Source organism: Pseudomonas sp. 2hn, assembly GCF_019646095.1.
GTDB classification, from domain to species: domain Bacteria; phylum Pseudomonadota; class Gammaproteobacteria; order Pseudomonadales; family Pseudomonadaceae; genus Aquipseudomonas; species Aquipseudomonas peradeniyensis.
The window spans coordinates 2,474,111-2,487,690 of record NZ_CP081016.1; the positions used below are offsets into that span (position 1 = coordinate 2,474,111).

11 protein-coding genes are annotated in these 13,580 nt (G+C 67.0%); 6 read left to right on the forward strand and 5 right to left on the reverse strand.

Annotated features, from left to right (window positions below; all coding sequences use genetic code 11):
• Positions 1-7: 7 nt before the first annotated feature.
• On the forward strand, positions 8-1,321 hold the full coding sequence (locus tag K2O50_RS11300) for a cytochrome c (protein ID WP_050705800.1): 1,314 nt from the start codon (positions 8-10) through the stop codon (positions 1,319-1,321).
• 50 nt (positions 1,322-1,371) lie between these two features.
• On the opposite strand, the gene K2O50_RS11305 is transcribed toward K2O50_RS11300, so the two are convergent.
• The 4 genes from K2O50_RS11305 to K2O50_RS11320 form a co-directional block, all read right to left on the reverse strand.
• Positions 1,372-2,022 carry a TIGR04211 family SH3 domain-containing protein gene (locus tag K2O50_RS11305; RefSeq protein WP_050705799.1) on the reverse strand — a complete coding sequence of 217 codons (651 nt, stop codon included), beginning with the start codon at positions 2,020-2,022 and terminating at the stop codon, positions 1,372-1,374.
• Positions 2,023-2,371: 349 nt separating this feature from the next.
• Entirely contained in the window at positions 2,372-3,745 is a 1,374-nt protein-coding gene (ppnN, locus tag K2O50_RS11310; protein ID WP_050705798.1) for a nucleotide 5'-monophosphate nucleosidase PpnN, read from the reverse strand.
• A 198-nt stretch (positions 3,746-3,943) separates the two neighbouring features.
• Positions 3,944-5,143 carry a nicotinate phosphoribosyltransferase gene (gene pncB / locus K2O50_RS11315; protein WP_050705797.1) on the reverse strand — a complete coding sequence of 400 codons (1,200 nt, stop codon included), beginning with the start codon at positions 5,141-5,143 and terminating at the stop codon, positions 3,944-3,946.
• Entirely contained in the window at positions 5,140-5,790 is a 651-nt protein-coding gene (locus K2O50_RS11320; protein WP_050705796.1) for a nicotinamidase, read from the reverse strand. Before K2O50_RS11320 ends, pncB begins: the two co-directional genes overlap by 4 nt.
• A gap of 142 nt (positions 5,791-5,932) precedes the next feature.
• On the opposite strand from K2O50_RS11320, the gene K2O50_RS11325 reads away from it, so the two are divergent.
• Both K2O50_RS11325 and K2O50_RS11330 read left to right on the forward strand, forming a co-directional pair.
• On the forward strand, positions 5,933-6,634 hold the full coding sequence (locus K2O50_RS11325; RefSeq protein WP_050705795.1) for an NrtR DNA-binding winged helix domain-containing protein: 702 nt from the start codon (positions 5,933-5,935) through the stop codon (positions 6,632-6,634).
• Between the two features lie 56 nt (positions 6,635-6,690).
• Positions 6,691-7,086: a hypothetical protein gene (locus K2O50_RS11330; protein WP_050705794.1), complete on the forward strand. Its 396-nt coding sequence runs from the start codon at positions 6,691-6,693 to the stop codon at positions 7,084-7,086.
• Between the two features lie 3 nt (positions 7,087-7,089).
• Here the strand turns inward: K2O50_RS11330 and K2O50_RS11335 are convergent, their stop codons facing one another.
• Complete coding sequence (locus tag K2O50_RS11335; RefSeq protein WP_050705793.1) at positions 7,090-7,707, reverse strand: LysE family transporter; 618 nt, start codon at positions 7,705-7,707, stop codon at positions 7,090-7,092.
• 205 nt (positions 7,708-7,912) lie between these two features.
• Between K2O50_RS11335 and K2O50_RS11340 the strand changes: the two genes are divergently transcribed.
• From K2O50_RS11340 to K2O50_RS11350, 3 genes are all read left to right on the forward strand, one after another.
• Positions 7,913-9,115, forward strand: a complete 1,203-nt coding sequence (locus tag K2O50_RS11340; protein ID WP_050705792.1) for a TolC family protein — start codon at positions 7,913-7,915, stop codon at positions 9,113-9,115.
• Between the two features lie 105 nt (positions 9,116-9,220).
• Complete coding sequence (locus K2O50_RS11345; RefSeq protein ID WP_050705791.1) at positions 9,221-10,417, forward strand: efflux RND transporter periplasmic adaptor subunit; 1,197 nt, start codon at positions 9,221-9,223, stop codon at positions 10,415-10,417.
• Positions 10,418-10,432: 15 nt separating this feature from the next.
• Complete coding sequence (locus tag K2O50_RS11350) at positions 10,433-13,579, forward strand: efflux RND transporter permease subunit (RefSeq protein ID WP_050705790.1); 3,147 nt, start codon at positions 10,433-10,435, stop codon at positions 13,577-13,579.
• The last annotated feature ends 1 nt before the right edge of the window (position 13,580 follow it).

Genomic DNA, 13,580 nt, shown 5'->3' on the forward strand with positions numbered 1-13,580 from the left:
GGCCAACATGAAGACATTGCTCATCGCCATGCTGGGCCTGGGCGCCAGTACCTTGCTGCAGGCCGCCGACGCGGTGGACCCGGCGCAGGTCAGGCAAGGCGAATACCTGGCCCGCGCCGGCGACTGCGTGGCTTGCCACACCGCCAAGGGCGGCAAGCCGTTCGCCGGCGGGCTGCCCATGGAAACGCCCATCGGTACCCTGTACTCGACCAACATCACCCCTCATGCAAGCGGTATTGGCCAGTACAGCTACGAGGACTTCGAGCGTGCCGTGCGCCAGGGCATCGGCAAGGATGGCAGCACGCTGTACCCAGCCATGCCGTACCCGTCCTACGCCCGGGTCAGCGACCAGGGCATGCAGGCGCTCTACGCCTACTTCATGCACGGCGTACAGCCGGTGGAGCAGCAGAACAAGGGCAGCGACATCCCCTGGCCGCTGAGCATGCGCTGGCCGCTGGCGTTCTGGCGTGGGTTGTTCGCGCCGCCGGTCAAGCCGTTCGAAGCCGCCGGGCGCGATCCGGTGGTGGCGCGCGGCGCCTACCTGGTCGAAGGGCTGGGGCACTGTGGCGCGTGTCACACGCCGCGGGCGCTGACCATGCAGGAAAAAGCCCTGGATGCCGGCGACGGTGCGGCGTTCCTGTCCGGCAGCGCGCCCCTGGAGGGCTGGATCGCCAAGAGCCTGCGCGGTGACCACAAGGATGGCCTGGGCAGCTGGGACGAGGCGCAGATCGTTGCCTTCCTCAAGACCGGGCGCAACGAGCGCACCGCGGTGTTCGGCGGCATGAGCGATGTGGTCGAGCACAGCATGCAGTACATGAGCGACGCCGACCTGACGGCCATCGCCCGTTACCTCAAGACCCTGCCGCCGGTGAACCCTGACGACAAGCCGTTCCACGAGGATCCTGCCGTCGCCCAGGCACTGTGGCAGGGCAATGACGGCAAGACCGGCGCGGCGCTCTACGTCGACAACTGCGGTGCCTGCCACCGCACCGACGGCAAGGGCTACGCCCGGGTGTTCCCGGCGCTTGCCGGCAACCCGGTGGTGCAGGGCGAGGATGGCACCTCGTTGATCCATATCGTGCTGGAGGGCGCGACTCTGCCGGCCACGGCGACGGCGCCCTCGACCTTCAGCATGCCGGGCTTCGGCTGGCGGCTGTCGGACCAGCAGGTGGCCGATGTGGTCAACTTCATCCGCGGCAGCTGGGGCAACCAGGCACCGGCGGTGGAGGCGGGGCAGGTGGCGCAACTGCGCAAGCAGGCGCCGCCGGCACTGAAGGCCGAGTCGTTGATCGGCGATACCACGGGTATCCAGGAGCCCTGAGCAGTGGCCGGGGGCAACGGGTCTGCACGACCTTGCCCCTGGCCCCTCACTCAGAACCAGCGGTCGTTGCGTTTACGGCCGCGGGTCAGCGCCGGCAGGATCAACCCCGCCAGCAGCCCGGCCCCGGCGATGCTGCCGCCGTAGACCATGTAGCGCATCATCACCTGCTTGTTCTCGTCACCCAGGCGCGCCTGGGTGTCGCGCAGGGTCGACTGGCTCTGCGCCAGTTGCTCGTTGAGCGCCTTGTTGCGGCTTTCCAGCTCGTCGATCAGCGCCTTGCGCGAGTCGAGGGTCTCCTGCATGCCCTGCACGCGGTTCTTCCAGCTGTCGTCGATGCTCTTCAACTGGCCGGACAACTCGGCCACCTGGGCGTCGAGCTGCGGCAGGCGTTCGTTCTGGCCGGGCACGGCCTGAAGGTCGTTGCTGAGTATCCACACCAGGTCGCCGTTCTGCCCGCGCACCTGGCTGTAGTTGCCCTGGCTGGTCACCAGGCTGACCTTCTGTCCGGACTTGAGCGTGCCAACGATGCGGTGGCCATCGGTGGGGCCGCTGCGCACGTAGGTGCTCAGGCTGTCGCTGACCCAGCGCGCATCGCTGGCCGGTTCTTCGGCGTGAGCCGGAGCGGCGAGGGCGATCAGGGCGGCGATCAGGCCGCCGCGCAGGGCGGTGAGGGCAGGGGAAGCGGGCTGGATGTCTGGCATGCTGGTCTTCGCTGAAACAGGACGAATGAAGGCCCGATGACTGGGCCGGCGATCCGGTCGGGTGGATTGACCGTCAGCGAAAGACCGTTTTTTTGTAGGCAGGTTCACTGCCTGGCGCAGGAAATGTCTGCAGGATGTTGCTGGCCTTATCCCCATCAGGACATCGCCCAGCCCATCGGGCTAAGCTGCCGCGCAGCGAACAGCGTTGCAACCTTTATCAGCGTGGGAGCGGGCTTGCCCCGCGATGCGATAGATGGCACCGGCTTTGCCGGTGATCGCGGGGCAAGCCCGCTCCCACACTGCCCCGCTCAATCACAGCATGACTTTTTGCTCCATTGGAGCGGCTACCTCAGGCCACCACCTCATAGCACGGCACATACGCCGCCCCGCCGGGCAGCTTCATGCGGTGCTGGTCGACGAACGCCTGCAGCAGGCGTCCGAGCGGGTCGAGGATCGCCGCGTCGCCACGGATCTGGTACGGCCCGTGCTCCTCGATCAGGCGGATGCCCTTGTCCTTGACGTTGCCGGCGACGATCCCGGAAAACGCCCGGCGCAGGTTGGCCGCCAGTTCATGGGGCGGCAGTTCGCGGCGCAGGGCCAGGTTGGCCATGTTCTCGTGGGTCGGGTCGAACGGGTGCTGGAAGCCCTCGTCGATCTTCAACAGCCAGTTGAAGTGGAAGGCGTCGTTGCGCTCGCGGCGGAACTGCTTGACCGCCTTGAGCCCCTCGACCATCTGCCGGGCCACTTCGGCCGGATCGTCAATGATGATCTGGTAGTGACGCTGGGCGGCCTCGCCGAGGGTGGCGCCGACGAAGGCGTGCAACTGCTGCAGGAAAGCTTCGGCGCTACGCGGCCCGGTGAGCACGACCGGGAACGGCAGGTCCTGGTTGTCCGGGTGCATGAGAATGCCGAGCAGGTACAGGAACTCCTCGGCGGTGCCGGCGCCGCCGGGGAAGATGATGATGCCGTGGCCGACGCGGACGAAGGCCTCCAGGCGCTTCTCGATGTCCGGCAGGATCACCAGTTCGTTGACGATCGGGTTGGGCGCCTCGGCGGCGATGATGCCCGGCTCGGTCAGGCCCAGGTAGCGGCTGCCGTGCATGCGCTGCTTGGCATGGGCGATGGTGGCGCCCTTCATCGGGCCCTTCATCACGCCCGGGCCGCAGCCGGTGCAGACATCCAGCTTGCGCAGGCCCAGTTCGTGGCCGACCTTCTTGGTGTACTGGTATTCCTCGCTGCTGATCGAGTGGCCGCCCCAGCACACCACCATCTTCGGCTCGACGCCCGGGCGCAGGGTGCGGGCGTTGCGCAGCAGGTGGAAGACGTAGTCGGTGAGGCCTTGGGAGCTCTCGAGGTCGATGCGCTGGCTGGCCAGCTCGCTCTCGGTGTAGACGATGTCGCGCAGGGCGCTGAACAGCATTTCGCGGGTGCTGGCGATCATCTCGCCGTCGACGAAGGCGTCGGCCGGGGCGTTGAGCAGCTCAAGGCGCACGCCGCGGTCCTGCTGGTGGATGCGTACCTCGAAGTCCTTGTAGGCCTCGAGAATGGTCTTGGCGTTGTCGACATGGGCGCCGGTGTTGAGGATGGCCAGGGCGCACTGGCGGAACAGGGTGTAGAGGCTGCCGGTACCGACTTCGCTCAGTTGCTGGACTTCACGTTGCGACAGCGTCTCCAGGCTGCCCTTGGGGCTGACGGAGGCGTTGATGACATTGCGTTGGGGCATCTGGTCTTTCCTGTGCGGGTAAAACATCCTTCTTGGACAACACCATACAAGCAAATGTGCGTGGCAACGAGGGGGCGGGCGAAAAAGCCTGGCTGCCAATGGTGGGAGTGGCCTTTATAGGAGGGGCTTTGTGGGAGCGGGCTTGCCCCGCGATCAGGGCCGGTAAGGCATCGCGGGGCAAGCCCGCTCCCACAAAGGTCATGCCACCTTGAACACGTGGCGAAGGTATGCCACGAAATTCTCGTCCCGGCACTGGGTCTTGCCCGGGCTGTCGGAGATCTTCGCCACCGGCGCGCCGTTGCAGGCAGTCATCTTGATCACCATGTTCATCGGCTTTACCCCGGGGATATCGCAGGTGAGGTTGGTACCAATGCCGAAGCTGACATGGATCCTGTCATTCAACGCACGGTACAGCTCGAGCATCTTCTGGAAATCCAGCCCATCGGAAAAGATCAGCGTCTTGCCACGCGGATCGATACCCAGCCGCTGGTAATGGGCGATGGCCTTTTCGGCCCAGGCCAGCGGATCGCCCGAGTCATGGCGCAAGCCATCGAAGAGCTTGGCGAAGTACAGGTCGAAGTCCTTCATGAACGCGTCCATGCCGATGCAGTCGGTCAGGGCGATGCCCAGCTGGCCGCGGTACTCGCGCACCCAGCACTCCAGCGCCGCCGCTTGGCTGTCCACCAGCCGTGGGCCGAGCTGCTGGTGGGCCATGAACCATTCGTGGGCCATGGTACCGATGGGCTTGATCTGGTATTCGCGGGCCAGGTGCACGTTGCTGGTACCGACGAAACGCCCGGGAAAATCACGCTTGAGGATATGCACCACTTCTTCCTGTACCCGGTAGGAGAATCGCCGGCGGGTACCGAAGTCGGCCAGTTGCAGACCGGCCAGCTCGTCGTCGCTGGCTTCGGCCCTGAGCCAGTCGAGTTTCTGGTACAGGCGCTCGCCGACCTGCTCGATCAGTACCTCGCGATAGCGGTAGCGGTTGCGTACCTCGCTGATGATCGCCAGCAGCGGGATCTCGAACAGGATCACGTGCAGCCACGGGCCGCGCACGCGGATCGCCAGTTGCCCGGCATCGTCGAGGCCGACCTGCACATAGCGCAGGTTGAAGCGGAACAGGCTGAGGAAGCGGATGAAGTCCGGCTTGATGAACGGGATCTTCTCCAGGTAGGCCAATTGGTCATGGGTGACCGAGACATCGGCCAACTGCTCGACCTGGTAGCGGATCTCGGCGAGGTAGGGCGCCAGGTCCTCGTCGTTGCGGCAGCGAAACTCCCATTCCACCTCGGCGTTGGGGTAGTTGTGCAGCACCGCCTGCATCATGGTGATCTTGTAGAAATCGGTGTCCAGCAGGTTCTGGATGATCCGTGGGCCAAAGACGCTGTCGCTCATGGGCGGTCCTCCTTGAGTTGGTCGAGCCGGGTGTCGAGGGCCTGTTCGTCGGCGCACAGGTGGATGCCGGTGCTGGCCATTTCATCGCAGGCCGCCTGTGCACCCTCGGCGCTCAGGGCGCGGCAGGCCGGCAGGTACAGCAGCACCTCGAAACCGGCGCGGCGCAGTTGCAGGGCAGTGGTGCGCACGCAGTAGTCCAATGCCAGGCCGCCGACGATGATCGCCTGGACCTGTTGCACCTTGAGGAACTCGATGACGCCGGTGGAGCGGCGCTCGGCCAGGTCGTGGTAGCAGGCGCCATAGGGGTGCAGGTCCGGCTCGACGCCTTTCCAGACGAAGTAGTCGTAGTCGATGGGGGCGGGCAGGCCGGGCAGCAGCTCGAAGCCCGGCGTGCCGGGAACACAGTGGCTGACCCAGGTCAGGTCGGCATTGGCCAGGGGCAATGGTTGCAGCATCTGCCCGGGCTCGGCGACCACCCAGGCGGCGTTGGCCGGGTGGGCGTCCTTGCTGCCCAGGCGCAGCGAGGCGCGCCGGGCCATGGCATTGAGCGCAGGTGCGATCAGGTGGCCACCGGGCACCGGTAGCTCCTTGGGGGCGTTGGCGGTGAAGCCATTCTGCGCGTCGACATCGAAACTGGCGATCTTCATCGGAGGAGGCTCCTCAGCTGGAATGGGTATATATTTCACCTGGTGTATTAAGTGTGTCAAGATTATTTTTATTCAGGTGATGAGGCTTGATCGATTTAATCGCCCTGGTGGAATATAAGGGGTCTTGATGAGGAACCGTTGCGTGAACACAGCAGAAGTCCTGGCCAGTGTCGATATCGTCGCCTTGCGCCTGTCGCCGCACAGCCAGCGCCTGGAGGTGTTGCTGCATCCGCGCGAGCGAGAGCCCTACAAGGGTCAGTGGGCCCTGCCGGGTGTCATTGTCAATGGCCGTACGCCCGACAACAACTTGGATGCCGCCGCCTGCCGGGCCCTTGCGGAAAAGGCCAAGGTATACCCGCGCCACCTGGAGCAGGTCGGCACCGAGGGCAATGGGACCCGCGATCCTCGGGGCTGGACCTTGAGCACCTACTACCTGGCGTTGCTCGACCCTGCGGTCCTGGTGGAGGATGCGCAGACTGCCTTCTTCGATCTGCAAGGCGTCCTTGATAATGAACCACCATTGCCGTTCGACCATCGCCTGCTGGTCGAGCGCGCCTATGAACGGCTGGCAGCCAAGGCCGTGTACACCAACCTGCCGATGTACCTGGCACCCGAGCGGTTCACCGTGCTGGATGCCCTGGCCGCCGCGCAGGCGTGCCTGGGGCAACCGGTCAACAACACCTCAATGCGCAAACGCCTGGAGCGCATGAAGAGCGAAGGCTGGGTGCAGGACACCGGAGAGAAGAACCAGCCCAGGCTGGGGCGGCCACAGCAACTGTACCGGCATACCCCGCAGGGGAGCGGGGCGTTCATGTTCGACCGGAGTCTGTTGACGGGAGGATAGTCAGGACAGGTCGCGGCCTCTTCCTGCAGTCGTCGAGTAACGACTATCCTTGCCCCATGACCAACCTGCCTCCCCAACGCCATCCTTGTCCGCCGGGCGCCTGCGACTGCGGCCGCGAACGCCTGGCCGACGGCCCCGAGCGACGCATCCTGCTGCTCACCCGCGAGGAGGAGAAGCGCCTGGTCGAACGCCTGGAAAACCTCAAGGATCTGGAGGACCTGCAGCGCCTGCAGGCACGCCTCTACGAACAACTGGGCATCCGCGTGCATATCGCCCCGGGCTTCAACGAAGTGCGCACCATGCGCGGCATCGTCATCGAGCTTGCGGCGCAGACAGGCCTGTGCCGCAAGACCCGCCAGTCGATCCCCGCCGCCATCCGTCGCGGGCTGGAGCGCAATCCGCAGGTGGCCTTCCGCCTGCTCGACGCCCACGACCTGCTGCGCGACGCCTGAACTTCAGCGCATTGCCGCCAGCTTGATGCCGAAGCCCACCAGGCAGGCGCCGGCCAGGCGTTCGAGCAGGTTGGCAATGCGCGGGCTGGCGCGCATGCGCTCGGCCAGGCGGTGGGTCAGCAGCACCGCCACCAGGCCGTAGAGCAGGGTCAGGCCGGCCACGGTCAGCGCCATGAAGGCGAAGGTCACCACGCCCTGGTGGCGCACCGGGTCGATGAACAGAGGGAAGAACGCTATGTAGAACATGATCGCCTTGGGGTTGAGCAGGGTGATCATCATGGTCTGGCGCAGGTAGCGGCCGCTGGCCATGCCGCTGTCGCGCGGCGCGCCGCCGGGCTTGCTCAGCAGCATGCGCAGGCCGAGCCAGGCCAGGTAGGCGGCGCCGGCCCACTGCACCACGTGGAAGGCGGCCGGGTAGGCGGCCAGCAGGGTGGCGACGCCGGCCACCGCCAGCCACATCAGCACCTGATCACCGAGGATCACCCCGAAGGTGGCCGCCAGGCCGCCCTTGATGCCGCCCTTGCCGGTGGCGGTGATCAGGGCGAAGTTGCCGGGGCCGGGGATCGCCAGGAGGATGAGGAAGGCGATCACGAAGGCGCCGTAGTCGGTCACGCCGAGCATGGGGAAGTCTCCTGATGAGGGGGCAGTCCTGGATATATGCCATCTTTCGCGCTGTTTGCACAGCCACGGCGGCATGGACCGGTTGCGACCCACGCCCCGGTGGCGGATTACAGAATTGTAATCTTCACGCCACCCCCTCGATAACCACCCCTGCCTAAAGTCCCTCGCCAAAGCATTCCGCCGCTTGTCGACGAGGACTTCCGCCGTGCCCATCCCCCGCAAGATCGCCTTGCTCTGCCTGTTGCTGGCCGGCCCTGCCGGCGCCCAGGGCCTGAGCCTGGACCAGGCGCTCGACGCCGCCTTTGCCCAGAACCCGGACTTCGCCGCCATCGGCCGCGAGATCGGCATCGCCGAGGGCGAGCGCCGCCAGGCCGGGCTGATCCCCAACCCCGAGTTGTCCTGGGAAGTCGAGGACACCCGCCGCGACACCAGCACCACCACCGTGACCCTCAGCCAGGCCCTGGAGCTGGGCGGCAAGCGTGGCGCGCGAATCGAAGTCGCTGAAGCCGGCCAGGCGATCGCCCGGCTGGAGCTCGAACGCCAGCGCAACAGCCTGCGCGCCGATGTGATCCAGGCCTTCCATGCCGCCTTGCGGGCACAGACCGCGCTGGAACTGGCGCAACAATCGCAGGCGCTGACCGAACGCGGCCTGCGAGTGGTGGAAGGGCGGGTGCGGGCCGGGCAGTCCTCACCGGTGGAGGCCACCCGTGCCCAGGTCCAGTTGGCCCAGGCCGAGGCGGCGGTGCGTCGGGCACGCACTGAACATGGCGTGGCCAACCAGGCCCTGGCGCGCCTGACGGGCAGTGCCGAGGCCCGCTTCGACCGGCTTGATGCGAGCAACCTCTCGCCCGGCCCGGCGCCGCAGGCCGAGCACCTGCTGGCCAAGGTCGAGCAGACTGCCGACTGGCGCCTGGCCGCGGCGCAGATCGAGCGTGGCGATGCCAGCCTCGGTTCCGAGAAGGCTCAGCGCATTCCCAACCTGACCGTCAGCCTGGGCAGCCAGTACAGCCGCGAGGACCGTGAGCGGGTCAACGTGGTCGGGCTGTCGATGCCGCTGCCGCTGTTCGACCGCAACCAGGGCAACGTGCTGGCCGCCGCCCGCCGCGCCGACCAGGCCCGCGACCTGCGCAACGCCGTGGACCTGCGCCTGCGCAGCGAAACCCGCAGCGCCCTGGAGCAGTGGGGCACGGCCATGGGTGAGGTCCAGGCCTACGACCGCACCATCCTGCCCGCCGCCCAGCAGGCGGTGGACACCGCCACTCGTGGCTTCGAGATGGGCAAGTTCGCCTTCCTCGATGTGCTCGATGCCCAGCGCACGCTGATCGAGGCACGCGGGCTGTACCTCGAGGCGCTGGCCCAGGCGACCGATGCCCGGGCGCAGGTGGAACGAATCTACGGCGAGCTTTGAGCTTCGACCCATCGCGGGGCAAGCCCGCTCCCACGGGAATGCGTGGGAGCGGGCTTGCCCCGCGATGGGCCCTGAACTGCAACGACTTTTCCAGCAGGAGCAACAATGACCAACCCACGCAAGCTCGCCATCCTCGCCGCTGCCCTGGCCGTTCTCGGCCTCGGTGGCGCGGCCTGGACCGGCACCCTCGGCAAGGCCGGTAGCGACCAGGCCCAGCACGACGACCATGGCGAGGAAGGCCATGGCCATGAAGAAGGAAAGGCAGAGGAACATGCCGACGAGGAGGGCCAGCTGCACCTCTCCGCCGAGCAGATCCAGGCCGCCGGCGTGCAGCTGGCCACCGCCGGCCCGCGCACCCTGGGCACCGCCATCAGCTTCCCCGGCGAGATCCGCTTCGACGAGGACCGTACCGCCCACGTGGTGCCCCGCGTCCCCGGCGTGGTCGAGTCGGTGCAGGCCGAGCTGGGCCAGGCGGTCAAGCGTGGCCAGGTGCTGGCGGTGATCGCCAGCCAGCAGATCTCCGAACTGCGCAGCGAGCAGCAGGCCGCCCTGCGCCGCCTGGAACTGGCGCGCCTGACCTTCGAGCGCGAGAAGCAGCTGTGGCAGGAGCGCATCAGCGCCGAACAGGACTACTTGCAGGCCCGCCAGGCGCTGCAGGAGGCCGAGATCGCCGCCGCCAACGCCGGGCAGAAGGTCGCCGCCGTGGCGCCGGCCGGCAAGGGCAACCGCTACGAGTTGCGCGCGCCGTTCGACGCGGTGGTGGTGGAAAAGCACCTGACTGTGGGCGAGGTGGTGGACGAGACCAGCAACGCTTTCACGCTGTCCGACCTCAGTCGGGTCTGGGCCACCTTCGCCGTTGCTCCACGCGACCTGGACAAGGTGGTCAGCGGCCGTGGCGTCAGCGTCAGCGCGCCGGACCTCGGTGCCCAGGTGGAAGGCAAGGTCAACTACGTCGGCAGCCTGCTCGGCGAGCAGAACCGCGCCGCTACCGTGCGCGCCACCTTGGCCAACCCCAATGGCGCCTGGCGCCCCGGGCTGTTCGTCAACATCGCGGTTACCGTCGAGCGTTTCGACGCCGCCGTGGTGGTGCCGGAAAGCGCCCTGCAGACCTGGGAAGAGCAGACCGTGGTGTTCGCCCGCACCGACGAGGGCTTCGAGGCCCGTCCGGTCAAGACCGGGCGCCGCGACGCCGGCCAGGTGGAAGTGCGCGAGGGGCTGGCCGCCGGCACCGTGGTCGCCGCCGCCGGCAGCTTCGTCCTCAAGTCCGAGCTGGGCAAAGGCTCGGCCGAACACAGCCACTGACCGGGGACGCCATTCATGTTCGAACGTCTTATCCAGTTCGCCATCGAGCAACGCCTGGTGGTGATGCTCGCCGTGGTGCTGATGGCCGCCGTGGGCATTCACAGCTACCAGAAGCTGCCCATCGACGCCGTGCCCGACATCACCAACGTGCAGGTGCAGATCAACACCGCCGCGCCCGGCTACTCGCCCCTGGAGACCGAGCAGCGCATTACCTTCGCCATCGAGACCGCCATGGCCGGCCTGCCGGGCCTCAAGCAGACCCGCTCGCTGTCGCGCTCGGGATTGTCCCAGGTGACGGTGATCTTCGATGACGGCACCGACATCTTCTTCGCCCGCCAGCTGGTCAACGAGCGCCTGCAGGTGGCCCGCGAGCAGTTGCCCGAAGGCATCGAAGCGGCCATGGGCCCGATCTCCACCGGCCTTGGCGAGATCTTCCTGTGGACGGTCGAGGCCAAGGAGGGCGCGCTGAAGGACGACGGCACGCCCTATACCGCCACTGATCTGCGGGTGATCCAGGACTGGATCATCAAGCCGCAGCTGCGCAACGTGCCGGGCGTGGCCGAGGTGAACAGTATCGGCGGCCATGCCAAGCAGTACCTGATTGCCCCCGAGCCCAAGCGCCTGGCGGCCTACAAGCTGACCCTCAACGACCTGGTCGCGGCGCTCGAGCGCAACAACGCCAACGTCGGCGCCGGCTACATCGAGCGCAACGGCGAGCAGTTGCTGATCCGCGCCCCGGGCCAGGTGGCCTCGGCCGAGGACATCGCCAACATTGTCATCTCCAGCGTCGATGGCACGCCGATCCGCGTCAGCCATGTCGCCCAGGTCGGGCTGGGCCAGGAGCTGCGCTCGGGCGCGGCCACCGAGAATGGTCGCGAGGTGGTACTGGGCACGGTGTTCATGCTGATCGGCGAGAACAGCCGCACGGTGTCCCAGGCGGTGGCGGCCAAGCTCGAGGAGATCAACCGCAGCCTGCCCAAGGGCGTGGTGGCGATCACCGTCTATGACCGCACCAACCTGGTGGAAAAAGCCATCGCCACGGTGAAGAAGAACCTCATCGAAGGCGCGATCCTGGTCATCGCCGTTTTGTTCCTGTTCCTGGGCAACATCCGCGCGGCGCTGATCACCGCCATGGTCATCCCGCTGTCGATGCTGTTCACCTTCACCGGCATGTCCAGCAACAAGGTCAGCGCCAACCTGATGAGCCTGGGCGCGCTGGACTTCGGCATCATCGTCGACGGCGCGGTGGTGATCGTCGAGAACGCCATCCGCCGCCTGGCCCATGCCCAGCAGCATCATGGTCGCATGCTGACCCGCTCCGAGCGCTTCCACGAAGTGTTCGCCGCCGCCCGCGAGGCGCGCCGACCGCTGATCTACGGGCAACTGATCATCATGGTGGTGTACCTGCCGATCTTTGCCCTGACCGGGGTCGAGGGCAAGATGTTCCACCCCATGGCGTTCACCGTGGTGATGGCGCTGCTGGGGGCAATGATCCTCTCGGTGACCTTCGTGCCGGCGGCCCTGGCGCTGTTCGTCACCGGCAAGGTGAAGGAGGAGGAGGGCGTGGTCATGCGCACCGCCCGCCGCCGCTACGCCCCGGTGCTGGAGTGGGTGCTGGGCCGGCGCAACCTGGCCTTCGCCGGCGCCGCCACCCTGGTGCTGCTGTCCGGCGTGCTGGCCAGCCGCATGGGCAGCGAGTTCATCCCCAGCCTCAGCGAGGGTGATTTCGCCCTGCAGGCCCTGCGCGTGCCGGGCACCAGCCTGTCGCAGTCGGTGGACATGCAGCAGCGCCTGGAGAAGACCATCATCGCCCAGGTGCCGGAAGTCGAGCGGGTGTTCGCCCGTACCGGTACCGCCGAGATCGCCTCCGACCCGATGCCACCGAACATCTCCGATGCCTACGTGATGCTCAAGCCCCGCGAGCAATGGCAGGACCCGGGCAAGCCGCGCGATGAGCTGATCGCCGAGGTGCAGCGCGCCGCCGCCAGCGTGCCGGGCAGCAACTACGAGCTGTCGCAGCCGATCCAGCTGCGTTTCAACGAGCTGATCTCCGGGGTGCGCAGCGATGTTGCGGTGAAGGTGTTCGGCGACGACATGGAGGTGCTCAACCGCACCGCCGCGCAGATCGCCGCCAGCCTGCAGCAGGTGCCGGGAGCCTCCGAGGTGAAGGTCGAGCAGACCACCGGCCTGCCGGTGCTGACCATCGATATCGACCGTGACAAGGCGGCCCGTTACGGCCTGAACGTGGGCGACGTACAGGACGCCATCGCCATCGCCGTGGGGGGGCGCACTGCCGGCACTCTATACGAAGGCGACCGCCGTTTCGACATGGTGGTGCGCCTGTCGGAGGCGCTGCGCACCGATGTCGACGGTCTGTCCAGCCTGCTGATTCCGGTGCCGGCCAGCGCGGCCGCAGGTGCCTCGCAGATCGGCTTCATCCCGCTTTCGCAGGTGGCTACCCTGAATCTGCAGCTGGGCCCCAACCAGGTCAGCCGCGAGGATGGCAAGCGCGTGGTGGTGGTCAGCGCCAACGTGCGTGGGCGTGACCTGGGCTCGTTCGTCGAACAGGCCTCGCAGACGCTGATCGACCAGGTGCAGATCCCGCCGGGCTACTGGACCCGCTGGGGTGGCCAGTTCGAGCAGCTGCAGTCGGCGGCCGAGCGCCTGCGGGTGGTGGTGCCGGTCTCGCTGCTGCTGGTCATGGCCTTGCTGCTGATGATGTTCAACAACCTCAAGGATGGCCTGCTGGTGTTCACCGGCATCCCCTTTGCCTTGACCGGCGGGGTGTTGGCGCTGTGGCTGCGGGATATCCCGCTGTCGATCTCGGCGGGGGTGGGCTTTATCGCGTTGTCGGGCGTGGCGGTGCTCAACGGCCTGGTGATGATTGCCTTCATTCGCAACCTGCGCGAGGAAGGCCGGGGCCTGCGCGCGGCAGTGGAAGAGGGCGCGTTGACACGTTTGCGGCCGGTGCTGATGACCGCGCTGGTGGCGTCGCTGGGCTTCATCCCCATGGCCCTGGCCACCGGCACCGGCGCCGAGGTGCAGCGGCCGTTGGCGACGGTGGTGATCGGCGGGATCCTGTCGTCGACTGCGCTGACCTTGCTGGTATTGCCGGCGTTGTATCAGTGGGCGCATCGGCGGGATGAGTCAGGGGTAGCGTAGG

What these genes read in the sequence shown, in the direction of transcription:
- K2O50_RS11300 (WP_050705800.1), top strand. Translation starts at nt 8, where the DNA reads ATGAAGACATTGCTCATCGCCATGCTGGGCCTGGGCGCCAGTACCTTG.
- K2O50_RS11305 (WP_050705799.1), bottom strand. Translation starts at nt 2,022, where the DNA reads ATGCCAGACATCCAGCCCGCTTCCCCTGCCCTCACCGCCCTGCGCGGC.
- ppnN (WP_050705798.1), bottom strand. Translation starts at nt 3,745, where the DNA reads ATGCCCCAACGCAATGTCATCAACGCCTCCGTCAGCCCCAAGGGCAGC.
- pncB (WP_050705797.1), bottom strand. Translation starts at nt 5,143, where the DNA reads ATGAGCGACAGCGTCTTTGGCCCACGGATCATCCAGAACCTGCTGGAC.
- K2O50_RS11320 (WP_050705796.1), bottom strand. Translation starts at nt 5,790, where the DNA reads ATGAAGATCGCCAGTTTCGATGTCGACGCGCAGAATGGCTTCACCGCC.
- K2O50_RS11330 (WP_050705794.1), top strand. Translation starts at nt 6,691, where the DNA reads ATGACCAACCTGCCTCCCCAACGCCATCCTTGTCCGCCGGGCGCCTGC.
- K2O50_RS11335 (WP_050705793.1), bottom strand. Translation starts at nt 7,707, where the DNA reads ATGCTCGGCGTGACCGACTACGGCGCCTTCGTGATCGCCTTCCTCATC.
- K2O50_RS11345 (WP_050705791.1), top strand. Translation starts at nt 9,221, where the DNA reads ATGACCAACCCACGCAAGCTCGCCATCCTCGCCGCTGCCCTGGCCGTT.
- K2O50_RS11350 (WP_050705790.1), top strand. Translation starts at nt 10,433, where the DNA reads ATGTTCGAACGTCTTATCCAGTTCGCCATCGAGCAACGCCTGGTGGTG.